Raw genomic sequence first — 24,880 nt, 5'->3', positions numbered from 1 at the left:
CCCGGGGCCGGGCGGCGGCCCCCCCCCCCCGGGGGGCCCCCCCCGGCCCGGGGGGGGGCCCCCCCACCGGGGGGGGGGGGGGGGGGGGTCCCCCCCCCCCCCCCCCCCCGCGGCTCTGACTGGTTCAGCCCAGTCCGGCTCGGTCCAGCTCGGTTCGGGTCAGTTCTGGTCGGTGACCTCGAAGTGCAGCCGGACATGGGCCGCCGAATCGGCGCCGGCCAGCGTGACACCGGTCGGACCCGGCTTGGCCGTCCCCGGAACGCTGATGGTCGCGCCGTAGATCACACCGTCGGCGTTCGCGTGCACGGTGATGAAGGCGAGACCGTCACCGAAGCCGATCCTCACGGCCTCGTTCGGCGCGAACCCGCTGGCGTTGACGACGATCGCCGTGGCGCGCGGCCCCGACGTCGTCGACAGCAGCACGTCGGGTCGGTACGTCCGCGCCTGCGGTTCATCGGTCACCCGGACGGTGGCCGTCGCCGGAGTCCGCGAGGACGTACCGGCCGCGGTGATGGCGTACCGGCCGGGCTGCGCGTCGTCGGACGCCGCCACGGACGCGTGGACCGCACCCGTCGCGGAGGCCTCGACCGTCACGCTGCGCGCCGGGCTGGTGCCCAGCTTGACGGTCACACGCTCGCCGGCGGCGAACCCGCTGCCGTTGACGGTGATCGCGTCACCGGCCTCGACGGTGGCGGATGCCGACGCCGAGATCGACGGCTGCAGCGCCGCCTCCCCCACGGTCACGGTGAACGTCTCCGTCCTGCTGGACAGCGTGTCCCACGTGGTGACGTGCACGGTGTACGTGCCCTGCTGCACGTACGTGTGCTCTGCGCTGATCGCACCGGAGGCGTCGACCGCGGCGTCGGCCGGAACCGTGCCGTCACCCCACTGGACGCGGGCCTGGTAGCCCGTCGGGCCGGGAACGCCGCCGGTCACCGAACCGAGGTCCGCCGCGAGGGCCTTCCCCGGGGTGGCCGTCCGGTCCTTCGGAGTGGTGGTCACCAGCGCGGGCGCCGGCGTGCCGTCGTGGGCGACGGCGAACACGTGGATCCGGCCGGCCGAACCGGCGTCGCCGGTCTGCTTGGGCAGGGTCACCGACACCAGCGTCTTGCCCGCCGGGATCTGGAACGGCGTGGTGGCGAACAGGAACGGCTGGGCGCCGTCCCGGCTCGTGCCGAGCAGCCGGTAGGCGGACTTGGCGACGACGATGTTGCCGAAGGACGGCGTGCCGTTGGCGTTGCCGCCCAGCGTCCAGTCGCTCATCTGGATCGGGACGGCGGCGGTGCTGCCGTCGCTGAACGTCGCCGTGCCGGTGGTGTTCTGGTTGCCCTGCGTGCCGGCGCCGATGAACGAGATGCTCTTCGCGTCGGACGGCAGGTCGAGCACGAGCGTGCTGCCGTTGCCCGTCGCGTTGTCCGGCTGGCCCGCCGGGGTCTCCGGCAGCGTGAAGTGCAGCGCCGTGCCGGGCACGTCGTGCTGCTGCCCCTGGGTCACGCCGGCCGCCTTGAGAGCGGCACGCGAGTACGCCCAGGACTTGCTGTCGCAGTTCGCGGCGAGCGCGCCCTCGTCCCCGATGCAGACGGTGTCGAAGGCGGCGGTGAGGCTGGAGCTCGGCGCGTACGCCACGTCGGCCCCGACCGTGCCCGAGCCCTGGACGGTGCCGTCGGTCACCGTGACGTTCGCCTGGTAGTAACCGGGCTTGGCGTAGGTGTGCGTACCGCTGACGCTGTACACGCCCCGCGAGCTGAGAGCCGTGGTGCCCGTGGTGACCGGCGAGCCGTCACCCCAGTCGATCGTGGCCTGGTAGCCGCTCGCGGTGCCGCCGGTGACGGTGGCCAGGGGTGCCGAGACCGCGACGCCGGACGTCGCGTGCAGCCCGCTGCTCACGCCGGCGACCGTGAGGTCGCCGCCACCGAGCTGGACGTCGCCGCCCGCGAGCAGTTCGACCTCGGCGAGGCTGGTCTGCGCGGCGCCGGCGGTCTCCTTCACGACCAGGCGGAACCGCGCGAACGCGCCCGGATTGCCGATCTTGAACGGCCGGGTCTGGTTGCGGGACGGGAACACCTCGCGGTGACGCGAGTCGAGCGTGGTCCAGGTGATCCCGTCGTTGGAGGCCAGCAGCTTCCAGTCCGTCGGGTCGCCCGCGCCCGCACCGGAGGTGAGGGTGTAGTAGGACGGCGTCTGCTTGCCGCCGCGGTAGACCCAGTCGATCTGGGGCTCGCCGGTGGCGAAGGTCATCTGCGTGGTCGACGAGTCGTCGAACAGCTTCGACGCGTCCTGCCCGTCGCCGGTGGTCGCGGTGCCGAGGCCCGGACCCGTGGTGTCCTGCAAGGGCTTGGGCACGTCCGTGCCCTCGGTCAGCGACGGGGGCGCGTCGTTCTTCCCGGTACCCCACGACGACGGCTGCGAGCCCATCGCGAAGTCGATCGTGCCGCCGTGAACGAGCTCGGCCGAGTCGACGGACACCGCGCGCTGGGTCTTGCCGTTGACCTTCACACCCTGCACGTAGACGTTCTTGGTGCTGTTGTCCGGCGCGTTGACGACGATGTCGCCGCTCGTGCGGTGGACGGTCATCTTGGTGAACTGCGGCGAGCCGATGGCCCAGTGGGAGGAGCCGGCCTGCAGCGGGTAGATGCCCAGCGAGCTGAGGATGTACCACGACGACATCTCGCCGTTGTCCTCGTCACCCGGGTAGCCCTGGCCGATCTCGTCGCCGACGTAGACGCGCTGCAGGAGCTCCCGCACGATCGCCTGCGTCTTGGACGGCGCACCGGCGTAGTCGTACATGTACGGGATGTGGTGCGACGGCTGGTTGCTCATGCCGAGCTGGCCCATGCGGACCGCCTGCGCCTCGAGCATCTCGTGGATCGTGCCGTTGTACCCACCGGGGTGGTCGGCGTTCTCCGGGGTGGAGAAGAACTGGTCGAGCTTCTGCTCCAGCTGCTTCTGACCGCCGTAGAGGTTGGCCAGGCCCTGGCCGTCCTGCTGCGCGGTGAAGGCGAAGTTCCAGCCGTTCGTCTCGGTGTAGGCGCCGCCCCAGTCGAGCGGGTTGCCGGTGAGGAACGTGCCGTTGGCCTGGCGTCCCTCGAAGAACTTGCTGTCCTTGTCGAAGAGGTTGACGTAGTTGCGGGCGCGCTGGAGGAAGTACGCCGACTCCTCCTTGATCCGCTTGCGGTCGTCCTTCGGCACCGACTTGTCGTCGGCCAGGGCCGCGCCCATGTTGCCGATGCCGTAGTCGTTGATGAAGCCTTCCAGCGCCCACGACACGGACTCGCCGGTGGAGGTGGGCGTGTAGCCGAGGAACAGCCCGTTCTCGATGCCCTTGCGGCCGACCTCACTGCGTCCGGACGCGACGGTGGCGTCCTTGACCGCCGCCTCGTACGCGGCGAGCGGGTCGGGCACGTCGACACCGTTGAGGTAGGCCTCGGCCAGTGCCACGTTGGCGCTGGTGCCGGTCATCAGGTCCGCGTAACCGGGTGAGGACCAGCGGGCTATCCACCCGCCGTCGCGGTACTGCTGGACGAAGCCGTCGGCGATCTTGGCCGCGACGTCCGGGTACAGCAGCGAGTACGCGGGCCACACGGTGCGGTAGGTGTCCCAGAACCCGTTGTTGACGTAGATCTGGCCGTCCACGACCTTGGCGCCGGTCTGCGTGGCGGTCGACGTGCCGGTCGGTGCCGACACCGGGCTCGCGTACTGCCAGCGCGGCGCGGCAGCGGTGCCGGTGTTCTCCGACTGCGAGTTCGGGTACAGGTTCAGCCGGTAGAGGTTCGAGTAGAGCGTGACCTTCTGCGTCTCGTTCGCGCCCTGCACCTCGATCCGGCCGAGCCGGTCGTTCCACGCCGCGGTGGCCGCGTCGTGGATCTGGTCGAAGCTCTGCCCGGTGACCTCCAGGCCGAGGTTCTTGCCCGCCTGGCCGACCGAGATGAACGAGGTCGCGATCCGCAGCGTCACCTGCCGGCTTGCGGAGGTGTCGAAGGTGGCGGAGGTGGCGGAGGTCGCCGTCGGCGCCCGGTCGAAGGTGCCGGACACGAACATCCGGCTGCGACCGGCCGACAGACCGCTTCCGTTGTCCACCCAGCCGGTGAAGGTGCCGTCCGTGCCGATGGTGAACGTGCCGTTGTAGAAGACCAGGCTTCCGGTGGCCTGCCCGGACGGGAAGGTGAACTGCATGATCCCACCGTGGTCGGTGGGCGACATCTGCGCCTTCAGGCCGTTCTGCGTGGTGACCTGGTAGAAGTCCGGCCGCGCGATCTCGTCGTCGTGGCTGAAGGCGAGTGCCCGTCCGCTGGGCGCTCCGGTGAGCGAGCCCCCGGCCGGCACCGGCATGACCGACATCTGGTTGCGGTCACCCATCCACGGGCTGGGCTCGTGCGAGATCGCGAGTCCCTGCAGCGTCGGCAGGTTGGCCGCGTTGTTGCCCGCCTGGTAGTCGTACTCCCAGGAGTTGGACGCGGCGTTGGTGACCGGCGTGAAGAAGTTGAAGCCGTTCGGCACCGCCGAGATCGGCAGGTTGTTGCCGCGCGAGAACCCGCCGGACGCGTTGGTGCCGCGCCGGGTGTCGACGAAGTTGGTCAGGCTGGAGCCGTCCACCGGCGTCGGGGTGCCCGACACGGTGACGGCGTCGAGCCAGCCCTGGAAACGCGTCGAGGCGGTGGCCTTGGGGTCGTCGTAGGAGAGCAGGACACGGTCGATCGTCTTGCCGCCTGCGACCGCCCCGATCTCGGACTGCACCGCGTTCCACTGGTCGGCGTAGAGCACCTTCGACGCACCCTGCCCGGCCGCGGTGAGCGCGTAGCCGTGCTGGTCGACGGGCGAGAGGCCGCTCAGGTAGGTGCCGTCGGTGAAGTGCAGGTCGACGGCCGCGTACGTGGACGGGTACTGGGTGTCCTTGGCGGTGAACTCGGGGAAGATCTTGTACGACAGCCGGGTCTTGGGCCCGACCGGGATGTCGACGTCGAAGAGCTTGTTGGTCGCGTACGAGCGGCCGTCGGCCCGCGCGCCGCCCGAGTACCGCAGCGAGGCCACGCCGGAGAACCCGGCCCCCGACTTCATGTTGTAGCCGCTGACCGGTCCCGCGCCGGCGACACTGACCATCGGGGTGGCCGGCGGCAGGACGTTCGAGCCGTCGCTGATGTTCCAGTCCGCGAGCTGGAGGATCGAGTCACCGGAGTTCGCCGTGACGTTCAGCCGGTAGTAGGCGTAGGCCGTCGTGTTGGTGAAGCTGTAGGTGTTGGTGGCGAACCGCCCGCTGAAGCTCACACCCGTGCGCGTGTCCAGGTCGGTCCACGCGCTGCCGTCGTTCGACCCCTGCACGGTGAAGTCCTTGGGGTCGCGGCCCGCCGCGTCGTTCGCGGAGGTCAGCGAGTACTTCACCACCGCCGCGGGCTTGGCCAGCCGGTACGTCACCCAGCCGGTCTTGGCGAACGCCAGCCACTTGGTCGACGGATTGGCGTCCTTGACGTTGGAGGCGATCTCCCCGGGCGGGTTGTCGGCGCTGGCGGTCACCGCGCCGACCTGGTCGAGCAGGCTGCCGGGCAGTCCCGTGGAGCTCGATCCGCTCAGGTTCTCCTGGACCGGCTTGCCGCTGCCGTCGAGCTCGACGGTGCTCGCCGCGGGCTGCGGGTCGGCCGACTCGAAGGAGGAGCTGAAGTTCCCGGGCGGCGGCGCCGCGGCACCCGCCGAGGGTGCGACGACCAGCAGACCCACGGGCAGCGACAGGGCTATCGCGGCGCCTGCCCATCTTCGCAAGGACAGATGGCGGGCAGAGGGGGAAGGTGACACGGAGGGACCTTTCGTCATTGGAGGTCGGGTGCATCACGTCGGGGCGCGCCGCGGCTCGGTCCTGATCGGCGCCAGGAGGCGGTTCGGCCCGGAGAACAGGTCGGGACAGATCGGGACAGGTCAGTACGAGGAGGTGCCGCGACCGCCGACCCGGAACGGCGACAACCGCCCCGGCCCCGGACACGAGTTGGGGCGAAGGTCCTGGATCATGCGGAAGCTCCGTAAGGGGATGGGGGACTCGTAAAAGGGCACACCTGCCGTAGATCGCGGTTAGCCTGTTCCTTACCAGACAACGTTGTCAAGAGTGGAGCGCGTAACCCCCGTGAAATAGCCCGTTCTCCTTCCCGGTTCGCCCGGCCGGGACCGGGCGGGCGAACCGGGGGCCGCGATCGGCCCGCCCCCAACCGCCGTCTCCGATCAACCGCTTCGCGGGAGGCCGGGCGGTGACGGGCGGAGGAGGACCGGGCGGCTCACGCCTCCGGGCGCATCAGGGCGTTGAGTTCGCCCCAGGGGATGCCGCCCGCCAGCGCGGCGTAGCTTCCGCTTTCCAGCAACTCGCGGGTCGCGCGGTCGACAAGGGCGTAGGCCGCCTCGGCGACGGCGCTGCCCAGGCTCACCCGCGCGGCGCCGGCGGCGGCGAGTTCGGCGACGGCGGGTGCCCCGGGACCGGCGAGGACACCGAGGGGGGCGTCGATCCCGTCGGCGAGCTCGGAGACGAGGGCCGGGTCGGTCACGCCGGGGACGAAGATGCCGTCGGCGCCGGCGTCCAGGTAGACGGCGGCGCGCGCCAGGGTCTCCTCGATGTCGCCGGGACCGCGCAGGAAGGTGTCGGTACGGGCGTGGACGAAGAGCGGCACCCCGGCCTCGTCGGCGGCCCGGCGCGCGGCGGCGATCCGGGAGGCCTGGTCGGCCGGGGCACGCAGCGGCCGCGGACCGCCGGCGAAGGAGTCCTCGATGTTGACGCCCACGGCGCCCGCCGCCAGGACCGCCCGCACGGTGTCGGCGACGCCCTCGGGGCCGGTCGCGTAACCGCCCTCGATGTCCGCGCTCACGGGGACCGCGACGGCCGCCGCGACCCGGGCGGTGAGCGCCAGCGCGAGGGACGGATCGACGTGGCCGCCGTCCGCGGTGCCGAGGGTCCAGGACACACCGGAGCTGGTGGTGGCGACGGCGGCGGCCCCCGCGCGCTCGGCGACGCGGGCGCTCGCGGCGTCCCACGCGTTGGCCAGCAGCAGGGGGCGGCCGGGGACATGGAGGGAACGGAACAGTTCGGCCTCGGCCTTGAGTTCAGGATTCACACCGGCCAGTCCATCAGCGGGACGCGGTGGCCGTCCGGCGGTTTTCCGACACGACCGTCCGCCCGCGTCCGCCTACGTCGATGTCGGATTCTCGCTAGCCTCCGGGGGTCCCGCCCACGGATGCTGGGTGATGTGCACGAGGACTTCGAACGCTGCGTACGCGCCGTACAGGCGAAGGACTCCCGTTTCGACGGGTGGTTCTTCACCGCGGTGCTGACCACCGGCATCTACTGCCGGCCCGGCTGCCCCGTGCACCCGCCGAAGCCGCAGAACATGACGTTCTACCCGAGCGCGGCCGCGGCCCAGCAGGCCGGTTTCCGTGCCTGCAAGCGGTGCCGCCCGGACGCCAGCCCCGGCTCGCCGCAGTGGAACGAGCGGGCCGACCTCGTCGCCCGCGCGATGCGGCTGATCGCCGACGGGGTCGTGGACCGCGACGGCGTCCCGGGCCTGGCGAGGCGGCTCGGTTACAGCACCCGGCAGGTGGAGCGGCAGCTGCTCGCCGAGCTCGGGGCGGGGCCGCTGGCGCTCGCCCGGGCGCAGCGGGCGCAGACCGCCCGGCTGCTGATCGAGACCTCGGCGCTGCCGATGGGCGACGTCGCCTTCGCCGCCGGCTTCTCCAGCATCCGCACCTTCAACGACACCGTGCGCGAGGTCTTCGCGCTGACGCCGAGCGAGCTGCGGGCCCGGGCGGGGCGGCAGCGGGCGACGGCCGCCCCCGGCGTCTCCGGAACGCTGTCGCTGCGGCTGCCCCACCGGACGCCGCTCTGCCCCGGCAACCTCTTCGGGCACCTGGCCGCGACCGCGGTGCCCGGCGTGGAGGAGTGGCGCGACGGCGCGTACCGCCGCACGCTGCGGCTGCCGTACGGGCACGGGATCGCGGCCCTGCGGCCCGAGGCCGGGCACATCGGGTGCCGGCTGTCGCTCACGGACTGGCGCGACCTGTCGCACGCCATCAGCCGCTGCCGGTGGCTGCTGGACCTGGACGCCGACCCGGTCGCCGTCGACGGGCTGCTCCGCGAGGACCCGCTGCTCGCCCCGCACGTCGACAAGAGCCCGGGGCGCCGGGTACCGCGCACGGTGGACGGCGCGGAGTTCGCGGTACGCGTGGTGCTGGGGCAGCAGGTCTCCACGGCGGCCGCGCGCACCCTGGCCGGGCGCCTGGTCACGGCGCACGGCGATCCGGTCGCCGACCCCGGAGGCGGCCTCACCCATCTCTTCCCGTCGCCCTGGGCGCTGACCTCGCTGGACCCCGAGCGGCTGGCCATGCCGCGCTCGCGACGGACCACGCTGACCGGCCTGGTGGAGGCGCTCACCAAGGGCGGACTCGACCTGGACGTCGGCAGTGACTGGGACAAGGCGCGCGAGCAACTGGCCGCCCTGCCGGGCTTTGGCCCATGGTCGGTCGAGGCGGTCGCGATGCGTGCGCTCGGCGACCCCGACGCGTTCCTTCCCACCGATTTGGGCGTACGCCTCGCGGCGGATTCGCTGGGCCTTCCGAGGACCCCCGCGGCCCTCGTCCGGCGATCCGCCGCGTGGCGGCCCTGGCGGGCCTACGCCGTGCAGTACCTGTGGGCCACCGGCGACCACGCGATCAACTTCCTCCCCTCCGACAAGAACTGAGCTTCCGTCATGTCCCTTCGCACACACGCCTCGACGGACAGCCCGGTCGGACCGCTGACCCTGGTGGCCACCGACGGCGTCCTGTCCGGTCTCTACATGACCGAGCACCGGCACCAGCCCCCGGTCGAGACCTTCGGCGAGCGCCGCGACCCCGCCGACTCCCCCTTCGCCGAGGTCGCCGAGCAGCTCCGGGCCTATTTCGCGGGCGGGTTGACCGACTTCGACCTGCCGCTGGCGATGGCGGGCACCCCGTTCCAGCAGCGCGTCTGGGAGGCCCTGCGGGAGATCCCGTACGGCACCGTCACGACCTACGGTCAGCTCGCCGGCGAGCTGGGCAGCCCCGGCTCCTCGCGCGCCGTCGGGCTCGCCAACGGGCGGAACCCGATCAGCATCGTCGTGCCCTGCCACCGGGTGATCGGCGCCTCGGGGAGCCTGACCGGTTACGGGGGCGGCCTCGGCCGCAAGAGGTACCTGCTCGACCTGGAACGCGGGCTGCCATCTCATATGTGAGATACCCTCGCCCCATGGGAGACGACTACCTCGCACGTATCGGCAAACTCATCCGTGACGCCCGTCAGCACCGGGGCTGGACACAGTCACAGCTGGCGGAGGCGCTCGGCACCAGCCAGAGCGCGGTGAACCGTATTGAACGCGGAAACCAGAACATCAGCCTTGAGATGATCGCCCGAATCGGTGAAGCGCTCGACAGCGAGATCGTCTCCCTGGGGTACGCGGGCCCGATGCACCTGCGGGTCGTCGGCGGGCGCCGGCTGTCCGGCGCCATCGACGTCAAGACGAGCAAGAACGCGTGCGTGGCGCTGCTGTGCGCCACGCTGCTGAACTCCGGGCGGACCACCCTGCGCCGCGTCGCGCGGATCGAGGAGGTCTACCGCATCCTGGAGGTGCTGAACAGCATCGGGGTGCGCACCCGCTGGATCAACGACGGCAACGACCTGGAGATCGTGCCGCCGGCCGCGCTGGAGCTGGACTCCATGGACATGGAGGCCGCCCGGCGCACCCGCAGCGTCATCATGTTCCTCGGCCCCCTGATGCACCGCACCGACCGCTTCCGCATCCCGTACGCCGGCGGCTGCGACCTGGGCACCCGCACGGTCCAGCCGCACATGACGGCCCTGCACCACTTCGGGCTGGAGGTCACCGCCACCAGCGGCATGTACCACGCCCGGGTCACCCCCGCCGTGACCCCCGGACGGCCCATCGTGCTGACCGAGCGCGGCGACACCGTGACCGAGAACGCGCTGCTGGCCGCCGCCCGGCACGACGGTGTCACCGTCATCCGCAACGCCAGCTCCAACTACATGGTCCAGGACCTGTGCTTCTACCTGGAGGAGCTGGGGGTCAGGGTCGACGGCATCGGCACCACCACACTGACCGTGCACGGCGTCGCCCACATCGACCGGGACGTGGACTACGCGCCGTCGGAGGACCCGGTGGAGGCGATGAGCCTGCTCGCCGCGGCCGTGGTCACCGAGTCCGAACTCACGATCCGCCGCGTGCCGGTGGAGTTCCTGGAGATCGAGCTCGCCGTCCTGGAGGAGATGGGCCTGGACCACGAGCGCTCCGCCGAGTACAAGGCCGACAACGGCCGGACCCGGCTGATCGACCTCACGGTGCGCCCCTCCAAGCTGCGCTCCCCCATCGACAAGATCCACCCGATGCCCTTCCCGGGCCTCAACATCGACAACGTGCCCTTCTTCGCGGCGATCGCCGCGACCGCGCAGGGCTCGACCCTCATCCACGACTGGGTCTACGACAACCGCGCCATCTACCTCACCGAGCTGACCCGCCTCGGCGCCAACGTCAAGCTCCTGGACCCGCACCGCGTCCTGGTCGAGGGCCCCACCCGCTGGCGCAGCGCCGAGATGATGTGCCCGCCCGCGCTGCGGCCCGCCGTGGTCACCCTGCTGGCCATGCTCGCCGCCGAGGGCACCTCGGTCCTGCGGAACGTGTACGTCATCAACCGCGGCTACGAGGAGCTGGCGGAGCGGCTGAACTCGATCGGCGCGCAGATCGAGACGTTCCGCGACATCTGATCCCGCGGAACCGACCGCGCGGCTCCCGGACCCCCTCCCGGCATCTGGCACCCCTTGGCCCGCACCGAACCCGCCGTGATAATCATGCTGCGGTCACCGGATCATGGCCCGGGGGGAAAAGGCCAGGCCAGGAGGGGGTCTTCATGACAGCGGTCCGACAGGTCCGACAGGTCGGTCAACGGAGCGGCGGCACGGCGACGGAGGGGATCCGGGAACGCGCGTCGGCGTTCTCCCTGAGACGGTGGGCGCCGCGCCCGCCGGCACGACTGGATCCGGCGGGCGGGAACCCGGACCGCGCACGGCTGCTCGCGTCCACCGCCGCGGGCGACTGGCCCGCGATGCGGGCCCAGTTGTCCGCGGTCACGGACGACTGGGAGCGCAGCTGGCTCATCGCGGCGGCGACCGACGTCGCCGGGTTCGAGCAGTGGATGCCCGGCGTCGTCGAGGCCGAGGGGGACTCGGGACTCGCCCTGCTGGTGGCGGGCGCCCGCGGGGTGAGCTGGGCGTGGGAGGCCCGCACGGGGGCGCGCGCCTCGCATGTCTCCCGCGAGCAGTTCCGGATCTTCCACGAGCGCCTGGAGACCGCGGAGGACCTGCTGTACCGGGCGGCCGAGCTCGAACCCGGGTGGGCCTCCCCCTGGTACTTCCTGCAGATGTGCGGGCGGGGCCTGCAGATCGGCCCGGACCTGGCGCGCCTGCGCTTCGAGGCCTCCGTGCGCCGCGTGCCCGGTCATCTGGGGGCGCACCAGCAGCACTTGCAGCAGGTGTGCGCCAAGTGGAGCGGCTCGCACGAGGAGATGCACGCCTTCGCCCGCGAGTCCATGGAGAGCGGGCCGGAGGGCGGGCCGCTGGGCGTGCTCGTGGCCGTCGCGCACCTCGAGCACTGGCTGCACCTGGACCAGGGCGCCGACAGCGCCTACATCCTGCAGGACCACGTGAGCCGCGAGCTCCACGAGGCCGCCGACCGGTCCATCCGCCACCCCGGCTTCGCCGGCCGGATCGAGGCCGTCGAGTGCTACAACGTCTTCGCCATGGCCTTCGCCCTCGCCGGGGAGAAGCGGGCGGCCGCCGCGGCCTTCGCCGCGACCCGCGGCCTCGTCACCCGCTCCCCGTGGCAGTACATCAACGGAGACGACCCGCGGGTGCCCTACCGCGCCCTGCGCTCCGGCGCCGGCCGCCACTAGCCCCCGCCGCCGCACTCCGCACACCGCGCCGTGCCGGGCGGCACACGCTCGCCGGCGCGCCGATCGAGAAGGCCATCCACGTGTCCCACTCCCCTTCCCCGACAGCCCACACGTTCCAGGTCGACCTGCGCGGCCTGGTCGATCTGCTGTCCCACCACCTCTACTCCAGCCCGCGTGTCTACCTCCGCGAACTGCTGCAGAACGCCGTCGACGCGATCACCGCGCGACAGGCGCTCCAGCCGAGCGCCCCGGCCCGGATCACCGTGGCGACCGGCGACTCGCTGACCGTCACCGACACCGGTGTCGGCCTGAGCGAGGCCGACGTCCACTCCTTCCTCGCCACCATCGGGCGCAGCTCCAAGCGCGCCGCCGCCGGGGAACTCGAAGCCGCCCGGGGCGACTTCATCGGCCAGTTCGGCATCGGCCTGCTCGCCTGCTTCGTCGTCGCCGACGAGATCACCGTCCTCAGCCGTCACGCCGCCGTCCCCGGCGCCCCCGCCGTCGAGTGGCGCGGCCGCTCCGACGGCAGCTACACCATCCGCACGCTGCCCGCCGGCGCGATGCCCGAGCCGGGCACGCGCGTGACGCTGACACCGCGCGCGGACGGCGGCGAGTGGACGCAGCCGGACCGGGTGACCTCGCTGGCCCGGCACTACGGCAGCCTGCTCCGGCACGAGGTCACCGTGGTCGACCCGCGCGGCGGGACCACCGTGGTCAACGACACCCCGCCCTGGGAGCGCCGCCACGGCTCGCCGCTGGCCCGCCGTGAGGCGCTGGCCGAGCACTGCCGCACCACCTTCGGGTTCACGCCGCTGGACACCATCGACCTCGACCTGCCCGTCGCCGGGCTGCGCGGCGTTGCGTACGTCCTGCCCACCGCCGTCAACCCGTCGGAGCGCGCCGGGCACCGGGTGCACCTGAAGGGCATGCTCCTTTCGGACCGGGCGTCCGAACTCCTCCCGGAGTGGGCCTTCTTCGTCCGCTGTGTCGTGGACGTCAGCAGCCTGCGCCCGACGGCCTCGCGCGAGGCGCTGTACGAGGACGAGACGCTGGCCGCCGTCCGGGACGCCCTGGGCGCGCGCATCCGCGACTGGCTGACCGAGCTCGCGGCCAGCGACCCGGCGCTGCTGCAGCGCTTCATCGACAGCCACCACCTCGCGGTCAAAGCGCTCGCCCGCTACGACGACGACCTGCTGCGGATGCTCCTGCCCTGGCTGCCCTTCGAGACGACGGACGGCAACGTCACCCTCGAGGAGTTCGCGCGCACCCACCCGACGGTGCTGGTCACCCGCAGCGTCGACGAGTTCCGGCAGGTCGCGCCCATCGCGGCGGCGGCCGGCCTCGGCGTGGTCAACGGCGGTTACACCTACGACCGGGAGCTGGTGCACCGGCTGCCGGAGATCCGTCCCGGCTCCACCGTCACCGACCTGGACCCCGCGACGGTGACCGCCCATCTCGACCCCGTCGACTCCGGCGCCGAACTCGCCGCGGCCGCCTTCCTCTCGGTCGCCCGCGAGGTCGTCGGGACGTACGACTGCGACGTGGTGCTGCGGGCCTTCCAGCCCGTCACCGCGCCCGCGCTGCTGCTGGACAACCGCGAGGCCCGCCACGAGCGCACCCGGGCCGGTCTCGCCGCGGGCACCGACGGGCTGTGGGCGGACATCCTGGGCTCGCTCAAGGCCGAGGCGCCGCGGGCCCAGCTCGTACTCAACCACCTGAACCCGCTGGTGCGCCGGGCCGCCACCGTCAGCGAGCGCGGGCTGGCCGTCACCACCGCCGAAGCGCTGTACGGACAGGCGCTGCTGCTCACCCGCCGGCCACTGAAGGCCTCCGAGAGCGCCCTGCTCAACCGGGCCTTCATCGGCCTGCTCACCCACGCCATGCACGACCAGGACACCCCCGCGCCCGGGCCGGACGCCAAGGAGCAGTGATGCTGGAGACCCCCGAGGCCGTTTTCGAGGCCCTGCGCGAGAACAACGAGCGGCCCTACGGGCTGCCCCGCACCGTGACGGCCGAGGAACTGGTCGAGGCCGCCGAGCAGTTCGACGAGAAGGACGTCCTCGTCACGGCGCTGCTGGAGCTGATGTCGGCGTACGAGTACGCCGCCGAGCACCGCAAGTCGCCGGTCGTCTTCGCCCGCGTGCTGAAGCTGTGGGACGAGGTGCCCGGCTCCTTCAGCGAGTGGGAAGCCGGCCAGGTCCTGTGGCGCCACAAGTGGGTGGCGACCTCCCTGCTCCAGGTGCCCGAGGTGCCGCTGCCGGCTGTCCACGGCTGGATCGACCAGATGCGCGACCGGTACCGCGACGCGAAGCACGGCCTGCAGCCCGTCGCCGCCATGCGCCACCGGGTCGCCGCCCACACCGGCGTCGACCGGGACCACCTCTTCGACCTGTGGGCCACCCGGCCGCGCGAGGCGCTGAGCGACTGCGAGGCGTGCGAGACCCGGCACCGGGCCGTCCACCACCTCGTCTCGGGCGACGACGACCGGGCCCTGGGGGCCTGGCAGCCGGTGCTCGAGGGCGGCCAGAGCTGCCAGGAGGAGCCCTGGGTCAGCCAGGCCCACGCCCTGCTCCCCCTGCTGCGGCTCGGACGCACCGACGAGGCCCGCTCGTACCACCTGTCGGGGTACCGGCGGGCCCGGGGCCGGCTCGGCATGGCGGAGGAGGTCGGACTGCACCTGGAGTTCTGCGCCCTGTCCGGCAACGAGGGCCGCGCCCTGGAGATCCTCGCGGAGAACCGTCCGCTCTTCGGGACCACCGGGGCGCCCCTGTCGCTGCTCGGATTCCTGACCGGGGTACAGGTCCTGCTGCGGCGGCTGACCGAGGACGGCCACGCCGACGTCCCGGTGTCCGGGCCGCTCGGCCGCAACTGGACGGCGCGGACGCTGCTCGCCCATGTCGAGCGCGAGGCGGACGAGCTGACCACGGCCTTCGACGAACGGAACGGCACGACGACGGTGGGCGACCGGCGGCGCGCCCGGCTCGCCGCCCGGCCGCTGCTCGCCGAGCCGCTGGAACTGGGCCTGCGCACGGCCGCGGTGCCCTCCGCGTCGGCCGGATCCGCCACCCGGCTCCGGCCGGCGGCCGCGCCCGTGGAGGAGATCCCGGAGGACTTCGCGGACCTGGTCGAGCGGGCCCGCGCGCACGCCGCGCAGGCGCGTCCCGGCGACGAGCGGCTCTGGCGGCGGATCGCCGAACGGGTCGAGGCCGCGGACCACGCGCACGATCCGCGGCTCGGGCCGGAGGAGGTGCTGCGGGCCGAACTGGCCGAGCAGCGCGCGTTCGCGGCCTCGGACCTGGCCGACGGGCCGGACCGGCCGGCGATCCGGGAGGCCCTGACCGAGGCGATTGAGCTGTTCGGCCGCGCGGGCGCCGAGTGGCGGGCCCTGGCGGCCCGGGCGCGCCGCGCATCGGTCGGGGTCGCGCCCGGCGAGGAGAGCGCCGAGGGCTGGGTGGAACTGGACGCCGTCCTGGCGCGGGCACGCGAACTGCCGCTGGACGGTTCGGAGGACGACCGGCGGTCCTACTGCATCGTGCTGCAGTGCCGGGCCTTCCTGGCCCACACCGAGGCCAGTTCGGCGCTGCCGGACGTCCCGGCGGAGGTCGAGTCGCGTTTCCGGGCCGCCGCACAGGAGGCCGTCGAGGAGGCGGAACGGCTCGGCGTGCCGCAGCGCGCCATCAACGTCCGCCTGTACGTGGGGGATCTCGCGGCGCGCTCCGGGGACTTCGAGGGCGCGGAGCGGGAGTTGCGCGCCGCACTGGAGGCCATCGACAGCGCCGGGGCGCCCTGGCGCGCACAGCGACCGCACGGGCTGCTCGGCCAGATCCTGATGCAGCAGCACCGCCCCGACGAGGCCGTGGAGCAGTTGCGCATGGCGCTCGCGGCGGCCGCCGCGCACGGAGACACCGCGTTCCCGGTGGCGCGCACCCACGCGATGCTCGGACACGCCCTCTCGCACGCCGGCGACCTGGCGGGCGCCGTGCGCCATCTGTCCGAGGGCGCCTCCCGGCTGGACCGGCAGGACGACGCCGCCGGTGCCGTCGAGGTGCGTCTGGAGCTGGCCGACGTCCTCGCCCGCGCCGACCGGCAGGCGGACGCGGTGGCCGTGCTGGAGTCCCTGGTCACCGACGACGTCCCGGCCGGCACGGACGAGCGGGTGCTCGCCCAGGCCCGGCTGAGCCTGGCCCGGGGACTGCGGGAACTGGAGGAACACCGGTCCGCCGCGGAGCAGTTCCTGCTCCTGGCCGACCTGGTCGCCCCGTGGGAGGAGCAGTTCACGCACACCCTCGCCGCCTCGGAGGCGGCGGTCGCGCTGCTGGAGGCGGGGCGTCCGGACGCGGCCCGGTCCGCGTACGACCGGGCCGTCGCCTCGCACGGCAAGGCACCCAACCTGCCCATGGTCGCGGAGATGATGCGGCAGTTCGCCGCGCACACCATGGCGTCCGAGGGCCCCGAGGGCATCGACACGGCGCTCGGCCATCTCCGCGGGGCCGAGGAACTGCTGGCGGCCGCGGACGAGGGCACCGAGGACATCGCCCTGTGGTACGAGAACGGCGCCACGCACTACCAGCGCGGCCGCGCCCTCGCCGCGGCGGAGCGCTTCCCTGAGGCCCTCGCCGAGATGGAGCGGGCCATCACCGCCCACGACGCGGGCGGACCGGCCGGCGAGTCGCCGCGCGCCGAGGCGGTCCGGGTCGCCGCCCTCATCGAGGCCAACGGCCTGGAGTCGCCGGACGCGGCACGAGCCCGGCTCGGCGCCGCCATCGCCCGCTGCGAGGCCGCCGGTCTCGACCACGCGGCGCAGATCCTGTCCAGGCTCCGCGACGAGGTGGCCGCGCCGAGGCGCTGACACCGCATCCCTCGATGCCCCGCCGGTCCCCCGTTCGGCCGACCGGCGGGGCATCGGCGCGTCCGGGACCGGGGAGGAGGGGAGAGCGGGCCGCGCAACCGCCCGCGCGGAAACCGGGCGGCGGCGGGTGTCGATCCGGGCCGGGCCCGTTCGTACAGAAGGTGAGACGCCGGTACCGAGACCGGCGGCCGACGACAGGAAAGACCGCCATGAAGCAGTACCTGCTCAGTGTGTACCAGCCGGAGGGCACCCCTCCCCCGCCGGAGGTCCTGGAAGGGATCATGCGGGACGTCGACGCCGTGGACGCGCGGATGCGGGCCGCAGGCGCCTGGGTCTTCTCCGGAGGGCTGAACTCGCCCGGCACGGCGACCGTCGTGCGGCTGGAGGAGGGCGGGATGCTGACCACCGACGGGCCCTTCCTGGAGGGCAAGGAGTACCTCGGCGGGTTCACCGTCGTCAACGCCCCCGATCTGGACGCCGCCCTGGCCTGGGGCCGCGAACTCGCCCGCGCGACCACGCTGCCCATCGAGGTGCGGCCCTTCGCCGGCGGACCGGACGGGGCGGGGGACTGACGAGCGGCACGCCGGCCCCCGCCGCCGAGGTCGAGCGCGTCTTCCGCGCGGAGTACGGGCGTGCGGTGGCCGTCCTGGTCCGCCGCTTCGGCGACATCGACATCGCCGAGGAGGCGGTCCAGGACGCCTTCGCGACGGCCCTGCGGCGCTGGCCGTCCACGGGCGTGCCCCCGAGCCCGGCGGGGTGGATCATCACCACCGCGCGCAACCGGGCCATCGACCGGCTGCGCCGCGAGGCGACCCGCGAGGACCGGCACGCCGAGGCCGCGCTGCTGCACGACCGCGACGAACCGGCCGAGGAGGGCCCCGTGCGCGACGACCGGCTCCGCCTGATCTTCACCTGCTGCCACCCCGCCCTGGCCCCCGCCGCGCAGGTCGCCCTGACGCTGCGGCTGCTGGGCGGACTGACCACCGCCGAGATCGCCCGTGCCTTCCTCGTCCCCGAGCCCACCATGGCGCAGCGCCTGGTCCGTGCCAAGGGCAAGATCCGCGACGCGCGCATCCCGTACCGGGTCCCGGCCGATGCGGACCTCCCCGACCGGCTCCGGCCGGTGCTCGCGGTGGTCTACCTGATCTTCAACGAGGGCTACCGGGCGAGCTCCGGCGACGACCTGACGCGCGGGGACCTGTGCGCCGAGGCGGTACGGCTGGGACGGCTGCTGGCCGGGCTCATGCCCGACGAGCCGGAGGTCCTGGGACTGCTCGCGCTCATGCTGCTCACCGAGGCGCGCCGGCCCGCGCGCACCGCCGCGGACGGCGGTCTCGTCCCCCTCGACGAGCAGGACCGCGACCGCTGGGACCGTGAACTGGTCGCCGAGGGGCAGGTCCTCGTCCGCCGCTGCCTGCGCCGCGGCCGGCCGGGCCCGTACCAGATCCAGGCCGCGATCAACGCCGTGCACAGTGACGCGCCGACAGCCGCGGCGACCGACTGGGCGCAGGTTCTGGCCCTGTACGACCAGCTCATGGCCGTGGCCCCCGGCCCGGTGGTCGCGCTCAACCGCGCCGTCGCCGTCGCCGAGGTGGACGGCCCGGCGGCCGCGCTCGCAATCGTCGACGACCTGGCGCTCGACGGCTACTCCGTACTGCACGCCGTCCGCGCGGACCTGCTCCGGCGCCTGGGCCGCGGCGCCGAGGCCGCGCGGGCGTACGAGGCGGCGATCGCGCGCACCGGGAACGCCGCCGAGCAGGACTTCCTGCGGCGCAGGCGCGCGGAGACCGACCTGCCGTGAGGCCGTGGACAGCCCTCAGCCCGTCCGGGACGACGGCCAGGGACCGTCCGAGCCGCTCCTGGCGCCTTCGGACGGCGTCTTCGCCATCGCCTGCCGGCAGCGGACGCCGCACTCCCCGACGGACTCCGCGAGGACGGCCACCGTAGGGCGCCGGGTGACCCGGGACCCGGCCTGTGGGGTATATGTACCGATTCCGCGTCCGGGAGATCGACGGGACGGTGCCGTGCCCCGGCCTTGCTCCGGCTGGGGCCGGTCGCGCTGATGCCGTACAACGCGCGGCGACCGATGAACCCACGGAGACCGAGTGCCGCACGGCTCTCGACCGAGATTCAGAACAGGTTCACAAAGCGCGCGTCAAACGCCCTTCAGAACACGGTCGAGTGCCGCCCGGCCCACAGGTCCCCAGTGCGGCTTGCCGCCGGGAAGGCCCCGGTCTCCGTTCTGCCCCATGAGCATCAGGAAGAGGCTCTTCATCGCGGCCAGCCCGCGGGCGCGCCGGATCGCCGCCTCGTCCGCATGCGCGTACATGTCGAAGAACCGTGAGGCCGTGCCTGCGGGCAGCAGCACCCATGCGGCGGCGAGGTCCCACGCCGGATCGCCGGCGAACAGGGCACCGAAGTCGACGATGCCCGCGAGTGTTCCGTCCGAGACGACGACGTTCGCGGGATGGAGGTCGCCATGCACCCAGACCGGCGGACCCTCCCACTCGGGGGCCGCGACGGCGTCGTCCCAGACGGCCCGGACGTCGGCGGCGATGGCGTGGGGGACAACAGCCTGGAAGAAGTTCTCGAAGCCGTCGCCGCACTTCCTGGGGTGAGCGCCGAAGTCCGAGCTGATCGGCGCCTCGGCGGGCGCCTCCACGTGGAGCGCACGAAGAAAACCCGCCAGCGTATCGGCCGCGTGGGCGCCGCGGCTGATCGAGCCGTGGTCCAGCGGCTTGCCGGGAACCCATGTCATCACGGTCCAGTGCTTGGGGAAGCGCTCGGACGGTGCACCGAACCGCACCGGAGTCGGCACCGGGAGCGGAAGGCGCGGAGCCAGCACGGGTAGCCACCGCCGCTCCTTGAGTTGGAGCTCCGGAGTAGGGTCCATGCGCTGCATGCGCACGGCCAACTCGTCCCCGAGACGCCACATTTGGTTGCCCCAACCACCCGCCACCTCGCGGACGGCCAGCCCGGCGAGGTCGGGATGCTGCTCCTGCAGCAGGTCGCGCACCAGGTCTGCGGTGATCTCGATCTCGATGTCGGTCATGCGAAGTCACAGTACTGAGGCGGCAGGCGGCAGGCGGAGCCGCCGGGCTTCTCACTGTCATGTGTCCGGCAACTCCCATTCGGCTTCGGAGAGCTGCAGATCAGAAGCCCAGGGACGGAACAGCCCCAAAGTTCGGACAAGGCCGCGGTGGCGGTGGCCCGCGACGACCTTGTGGACCAGAGGTGCACGCCACCGGTCCTCACGCTCGCCGCGCCGCCGGCGTCCTTCTCTCCGCTCGCGGCCAAGTGCCGGCGGGCGGTCCCGGGCCCGGTGAAGGCGGCCGCCGGGGCAAACGGCCGCGGGCGGCCGCCTTGATGGGTCCGGTCCGGGCCGTCCCTAGGGCAGCATCGCGATGCCGTCGAGTTCGACCATGGCCTCCTCGTCCCACAGCCGGGTGATGCCGATGACGGCCATGGCGGGATAGTCGCGGCCGGCCAGGGTCCGCCAGACGCGGCCCAGTTCGGGGGCGTGCGCGCGATAGGCGGCGACGTCGGTGGTGTGGACGGTGAGACGGGCGAGGTCGGCCGGCGTGCCGCCGGCCGCGCGGAGGGCGGTGAGCAGATTGGTCAGGGCCAGCTCGAACTGGTCCGGGAGGGTGTCCCCGACGATCTTCCCCGAGGCGTCGAGCGCGGTCTGGCCCGCGAGGAACACCAGGGTGCGGCCGGTGGCGGTCACGGCGTGGCTGAAGCCGGTGGGCGGGGAGAGTTCGGGCGGGTTGACGCGGTGCAGGGTCATGCGAAGAGCTCCTTGGCGATGATCGACCGCTGGACTTCGGTGGCACCTTCGTAGATACGCGGCGCGCGGACCTCGCGGTAGAGGTGTTCGAGCAGATGACCGCGTTCCAGCGCGCGGGCCCCGTGGATCTGGACGGCGGCGTCCACGGCGAACTGGGCGGTCTCGGTGGCGAAGAGCTTGGCCATGGCGGAACTGCGCGCCGTTCCGGGCGATCCCGCGTCGTACGCCTCCGCGGCCGCGTACACCAGCAGGCGGGCGGCCTCGGTGCGGGTGGCCATCTCGGCGAGGCTGTGGGAGACGGACTGGAGGTCCTTCAGGGGGGCGCCGAAAGCGGTGCGGGAGGCGGCGTGGGCGGTGGCCGCGTCCAGGGCGGCCTGGGCCATGCCGACGGCGAAGGCCCCGACGCTCGGCCGGAAGCGGTTGAGGGTGGTCATGGCGACGCGGAAGCCGCGGTCCACTTCGCCGATGACGTCCCCCTCGCCGACCGGGACGGCGTCGAAGGTCAGCCGGCCGATCGGGTGCGGGGAGAGCATGTCGAGCCGCTGCCCGCCCAGTCCTGGCCGGTCGGCGGGGACGGCGAAGGCGGTGACGCCGCGGGCGCCCGCCCCGGGGGTGGTCCGGGCGAAGACGGTGTAGAGGTCGGCGTCGGGGGCGTTGGAGATCCAGCACTTCTCGCCGCTGAGCCGCCAGCCGCCCTCCGACGGGTCGCGCTCGGCGGCCAGTTCCAGGGCGGCGGCGTCCGATCCGGCGCCGGGTTCGGTGAGGGCGAACGCGGCGACCGCCTCGCCGGACACGACCCGCGGGATCCAGCGGCCGGCCAGTTCCGGTGACCCCAGCAGGGCGTGCGCGCCCAGTCCCTGCAAGGCGAGGGCGGTCTCGGCCTCGGTGCACTCTCGGGCCAGGGACTCCCGCAGCAGGCACAGGTCGAGTGCGGTGCCCGAGAACAGGCGGTCGAGCAGACCGAGTTCGCCGAGCGCGGTGAGCAGCGGCCGGTTGACGCGGCCCGGTTCACCCGCCTCGGCGAGCGGCCGCAGCCGTTCCGCGGCCCAGTCGCGCACCTGCGCGCACCACTTGAGCTGTTCCGGGTCGAGCGCGAACGATGCCACGGGGCACCTCCCGTATCGCGTACCGTTGACTGCCGTCACAAACACGTTACGCTGAATCCGTCCGCAACCAGGTGCCAACGAGGGGCGAACCCGCCATGGACCTGCTGCCATCCGCACACGTGGACACTTTCCCGCGGGAGCACCTCCCGCCGCGTGACCAGTGGCCCGTCCTGTCCTGCGACCTCCCCTCCATGGCGTACCCGGACCGGCTCAACTGCGGCGCCGAACTGCTCGCCGGGGGCACGCCCGACGCGCCCTGCCTGCGCATGCCGGACGGCGAGGTGTGGTCGTACGACGACCTGCGCGCCGCCGCCGACCGCATCGCGCACGTGCTCGTCGACGACCTCGGCGTGGTGCCCGGCAACCGCGTGCTGCTGCGCGGGCCGACCACGCCGTGGCTGGTGGCCTGCTGGTTCGCCGTGATGAAGGCGGGGGCCGTCGCGGTCACGGTGCTGGCGGCGCACCGCGCCCAGGAGCTGGCGACGATCGGCCGCCTCGCCGCCGTGGGGCACGCGCTGTGTGACATCCGGTCGGTGGACGACCTGGCCAAGGCCGAGGTGCCGGGACTGCGGATCGCGACGTACGGCGGGGAGGCCTCCGACGACCTGCTGCGGCTGGCCGCGGCCAAGCCGGACCGCTTCGCGGCCGTGGCCACCTCCGCGGACGACGTGGCGCTCATCGCGTTCACCTCGGGCACGACGGGCCGCCCCAAGGGCTGCATGCACTTCCACCGCGACGTGCTCGCCATCGCCGACACCTTCTCCGCGCACGTCCTGCGACCCCGCGCCGACGACGTGTTCGCGGGCAGCCCGCCGCTCGGCTTCACCTTCGGGCTCGGCGGGCTCGTCGTCTTCCCGCTGCGGGCGGGGGCCTCCACTCTGCTCCTGGAGCAGGCCGGGCCGGAGCAACTGGCCCGGGCCGTCGGCACCCACCGGGTCAGCGTGCTCTTCACGGCGCCCACCGCCTACCGGTCGATGCTGCAGCTCCCGGGCGAATACGACCTGTCCTCGCTGCGGCGCTGCGTGTCCGCGGGCGAGAACCTGCCCGCCGCCACCTGGCGGGCCTGGCACGAGGCGACCGGGCTGCGCATCATCAACGGCATCGGCGCCACAGAGATGCTGCACATCTTCATCTCCGCCGCCGACGAGGCGATCCGGCCCGGCACCACCGGCGTCGCGGTACCGGGCTACGAGGCGCGCGTGGTCGACCCGCTGACGATCACTCCGCTGCCGGACGGCGAACCGGGACTGCTCGCCGTACGCGGTCCGACCGGTTGCCGCTACCTGGCGGACGAGCGGCAGCGCGACTACGTGCGCGAGGGCTGGAACCTGACCGGCGACACCTATGTGCGTGAGCCGGACGGCTACTACCGCTACGTGGCCCGCGCCGACGACATGATCATCTCGGCCGGCTACAACATCGCGGGCCCCGAGGTCGAGGAGGCCCTGCTGCGCCACCCCGACGTCCGCGAGGCGGCGGTGATCGGCGTGCCGGACGAGGGCCGCGGGCAGGTCGTGCGGGCCTTCGTCGTCCTGCGCGACGGGCTGCCGCACGACGGACGCGCGGGAACGGCCGAGGCACTGCGCGCCTTCGTCAAGGAGGAGATCGCGGGCTACAAGTGCCCGCGCGAGATCCGGTTCGTCCAGGCCCTTCCGCGCACGCCGACGGGGAAGCTGCAACGCTTCCGGCTGCGCGACCTACAGTGATCGCGTGACCGAGCACACTCCCAGTTCGCTGATCGTGACCTACTTCGGCGCCTACGGGCGGACCGGCGAGTGGGACGGCCGCATCCCGGTCGCCGAACTGATCCGGCTCATGGGCGCACTGGACGTCGACCCGCAGTCGGTCCGCTCCGCGGTCTCCCGGCTCAAGCGGCGCGGCCTGCTCGCCCCGGACCGCGTCGACGGGGCCGCCGGGTACGTCCTGTCCGACGACGCGCGGCAGCTGCTCGCCGACGGCGACCGGCGCATCTACGGCCGCCCGGACGACGAGGCGGCCGGCGAGCAGTGGGTGCTCGCGGTCTTCTCGGTCCCCGAGAGCGAGCGCCACAAGCGCCATCTGCTGCGCTCCCGGCTGGCCCGCCTGGGCTTCGGCACCGCCGCGCCCGGAGTGTGGATCGCCCCCGCCCGGCTGTACGACGAGGCCGGGCACACCCTGCGCCGCCTCGGCCTGGACACCTATGTGGACCTCTTCACGGGCACCCACCTGGGCTTCGAGCCGACGGCCTCCGCCGTGCGCCGCTGGTGGGACCTGGACGGCATCGCCGAGCTCCACCTCGCCTTCCTCGACGCCCACGAGCCCGTCCTGCGCCGCTGGGCCGCCCGCCGCACCACCCCGGCCCAGGACGCCTTCGCGGACTACCTCCGGGCCCTCGACTCCTGGCGCCGGCTGCCCTATGCCGACCCCGGCCTCTCCCCCGCCCTGCTGCCCCGCGACTGGCCCGGCGGCAGGAGCGCCGCGGTCTTCCACGACCTGCACGACCGGCTCCGGGACGCGGGCGCGGCGTTCCTGCCGGTCCGCTGATCGCATGACGTGTCCGGCGCCGCGGGTGATCGTTGACAGGACACATGCCCATGCCGACCGGCGGGGCATGACCTGACCGCATGGGAGCGGAACCATGACGATCGAGGAGGTACGCGACTGGCACTGCCCGCGACCGGACGCCCGGACTCCGGCGGCGACGCCGTGCTGGCCGCCTTCCTCGACCTCACGGGGCCCGAGGGATACCGCGCCGAGCTGATCGAGGGGGAGATCGTCGCGACCCCGCCGCCCGACGGAGACCACGAGGACGCCGTGGGGGAACTGCTCTGGCAGATCGCCAGGAAATCTCCGCCGAACTTTACGGCGCCGGCACGAAGGGTTTGATCACCCCGCTCGGCCGCTTCGTCCCGGACGCCACCGTGGCTCCGCGACCGTTCTTCCGAGGCCTCGACGCGTGGGCTGTTCTCGACGGAGTCGTCATGACCGTCGAGGTGACATCCACGCGCCCGGACAAGGACCGCGGCCCGAAGCGCCGCGGCTACGCGGCCGCCGGCATCCCCTTCTACCTGCTGGTGGACCGCACCGAGGGCACCGTCACCCGGTACGGCGAGCCCGCCGACGGGGACTACCGCCAGGACGTCCGCGTCCTGTTCGGGAAGGAACTCGACCTCCCCGAGCCGTTCTCGTTCTCCCTGGACACGTCCGTCTTCGCCTGAC

17 protein-coding genes are annotated in these 24,880 nt (G+C 73.1%); 12 read left to right on the top strand and 5 right to left on the bottom strand.

What is annotated here, in order from left to right:
* Window positions 1–159 precede the first annotated feature (159 nt).
* The gene (locus ACIP98_RS11110; protein ID WP_401975088.1) at window positions 160–5,802 is read right to left on the bottom strand and encodes a GH92 family glycosyl hydrolase; all 5,643 of its coding nucleotides are present in this window, start codon (window positions 5,800–5,802) and stop codon (window positions 160–162) included.
* Between the two features lie 452 nt (window positions 5,803–6,254).
* Complete coding sequence (locus ACIP98_RS11105) at window positions 6,255–7,082, bottom strand: isocitrate lyase/phosphoenolpyruvate mutase family protein (RefSeq protein WP_401975086.1); 828 nt, start codon at window positions 7,080–7,082, stop codon at window positions 6,255–6,257.
* A gap of 132 nt (window positions 7,083–7,214) precedes the next feature.
* On the opposite strand from ACIP98_RS11105, the gene ACIP98_RS11100 reads away from it, so the two are divergent.
* The 8 genes from ACIP98_RS11100 to ACIP98_RS11065 all read left to right on the top strand — a co-directional run bounded on the left by ACIP98_RS11100 (window position 7,215) and on the right by ACIP98_RS11065 (window position 18,590).
* Window positions 7,215–8,702, top strand: coding sequence for an AlkA N-terminal domain-containing protein (locus ACIP98_RS11100; protein ID WP_401975084.1), 1,488 nt, complete (start codon window positions 7,215–7,217; stop codon window positions 8,700–8,702).
* Window positions 8,703–8,711: 9 nt separating this feature from the next.
* Complete coding sequence (locus ACIP98_RS11095; protein WP_401975083.1) at window positions 8,712–9,212, top strand: methylated-DNA--[protein]-cysteine S-methyltransferase; 501 nt, start codon at window positions 8,712–8,714, stop codon at window positions 9,210–9,212.
* A gap of 14 nt (window positions 9,213–9,226) precedes the next feature.
* Window positions 9,227–10,756, top strand: coding sequence for a helix-turn-helix domain-containing protein (locus ACIP98_RS11090; RefSeq protein WP_401975081.1), 1,530 nt, complete (start codon window positions 9,227–9,229; stop codon window positions 10,754–10,756).
* A 143-nt stretch (window positions 10,757–10,899) separates the two neighbouring features.
* Window positions 10,900–11,940, top strand: a complete 1,041-nt coding sequence (locus ACIP98_RS11085) for a hypothetical protein (protein ID WP_401975079.1) — start codon at window positions 10,900–10,902, stop codon at window positions 11,938–11,940.
* An 80-nt stretch (window positions 11,941–12,020) separates the two neighbouring features.
* The gene (locus ACIP98_RS11080) at window positions 12,021–13,871 is read left to right on the top strand and encodes an HSP90 family protein (RefSeq protein ID WP_401975076.1); all 1,851 of its coding nucleotides are present in this window, start codon (window positions 12,021–12,023) and stop codon (window positions 13,869–13,871) included.
* Entirely contained in the window at window positions 13,871–16,789 is a 2,919-nt protein-coding gene (locus ACIP98_RS11075; RefSeq protein ID WP_401975073.1) for a hypothetical protein, read from the top strand. The genes ACIP98_RS11080 and ACIP98_RS11075 overlap by 1 nt, the downstream gene beginning before the upstream one ends.
* A gap of 209 nt (window positions 16,790–16,998) precedes the next feature.
* Entirely contained in the window at window positions 16,999–17,361 is a 363-nt protein-coding gene (locus tag ACIP98_RS11070; protein WP_319659043.1) for a YciI family protein, read from the top strand.
* Entirely contained in the window at window positions 17,358–18,590 is a 1,233-nt protein-coding gene (locus ACIP98_RS11065) for an RNA polymerase sigma factor (RefSeq protein WP_401975240.1), read from the top strand. The genes ACIP98_RS11070 and ACIP98_RS11065 overlap by 4 nt, the downstream gene beginning before the upstream one ends.
* A 354-nt stretch (window positions 18,591–18,944) precedes the next feature.
* Here the strand turns inward: ACIP98_RS11065 and ACIP98_RS11060 are convergent, their stop codons facing one another.
* The 3 genes from ACIP98_RS11060 to ACIP98_RS11050 form a co-directional block, all read right to left on the bottom strand.
* Window positions 18,945–19,841 carry an aminoglycoside phosphotransferase family protein gene (locus ACIP98_RS11060; protein WP_401975071.1) on the bottom strand — a complete coding sequence of 299 codons (897 nt, stop codon included), beginning with the start codon at window positions 19,839–19,841 and terminating at the stop codon, window positions 18,945–18,947.
* Between the two features lie 336 nt (window positions 19,842–20,177).
* On the bottom strand, window positions 20,178–20,576 hold the full coding sequence (locus ACIP98_RS11055) for a RidA family protein (protein WP_401975068.1): 399 nt from the start codon (window positions 20,574–20,576) through the stop codon (window positions 20,178–20,180).
* A complete protein-coding gene (locus tag ACIP98_RS11050) occupies window positions 20,573–21,682 on the bottom strand; it encodes an acyl-CoA dehydrogenase family protein (RefSeq protein WP_319659046.1) in 1,110 nt (369 codons plus the stop codon). The genes ACIP98_RS11055 and ACIP98_RS11050 overlap by 4 nt, the downstream gene beginning before the upstream one ends.
* Window positions 21,683–21,777: 95 nt before the next feature.
* Here ACIP98_RS11050 and ACIP98_RS11045 point away from each other — a divergent pair, with 95 nt between their 5' ends.
* The 4 genes from ACIP98_RS11045 (at window position 21,778) to ACIP98_RS11030 (ending at window position 24,879) form a co-directional block, all read left to right on the top strand.
* The gene (locus ACIP98_RS11045; protein ID WP_319659047.1) at window positions 21,778–23,388 is read left to right on the top strand and encodes an AMP-binding protein; all 1,611 of its coding nucleotides are present in this window, start codon (window positions 21,778–21,780) and stop codon (window positions 23,386–23,388) included.
* Window positions 23,389–23,392: 4 nt separating this feature from the next.
* Entirely contained in the window at window positions 23,393–24,205 is an 813-nt protein-coding gene (locus ACIP98_RS11040; protein WP_319659048.1) for a PaaX family transcriptional regulator C-terminal domain-containing protein, read from the top strand.
* Window positions 24,206–24,367: 162 nt separating this feature from the next.
* Complete coding sequence (locus ACIP98_RS11035; RefSeq protein WP_401975065.1) at window positions 24,368–24,547, top strand: Uma2 family endonuclease; 180 nt, start codon at window positions 24,368–24,370, stop codon at window positions 24,545–24,547.
* Between the two features lie 35 nt (window positions 24,548–24,582).
* A complete protein-coding gene (locus ACIP98_RS11030; protein ID WP_319659248.1) occupies window positions 24,583–24,879 on the top strand; it encodes a Uma2 family endonuclease in 297 nt (98 codons plus the stop codon).
* Window position 24,880: the final 1 nt, after the last annotated feature.

Origin of the sequence: Streptomyces sp. NPDC088354, assembly GCF_044753585.1 — a bacterium.
In the GTDB taxonomy this organism is placed as follows: Bacteria; Actinomycetota; Actinomycetes; order Streptomycetales; family Streptomycetaceae; genus Actinacidiphila.
Note: the sequence above shows the minus strand (reverse complement) of the source record. Positions and strands in the feature narration are given on the sequence as shown.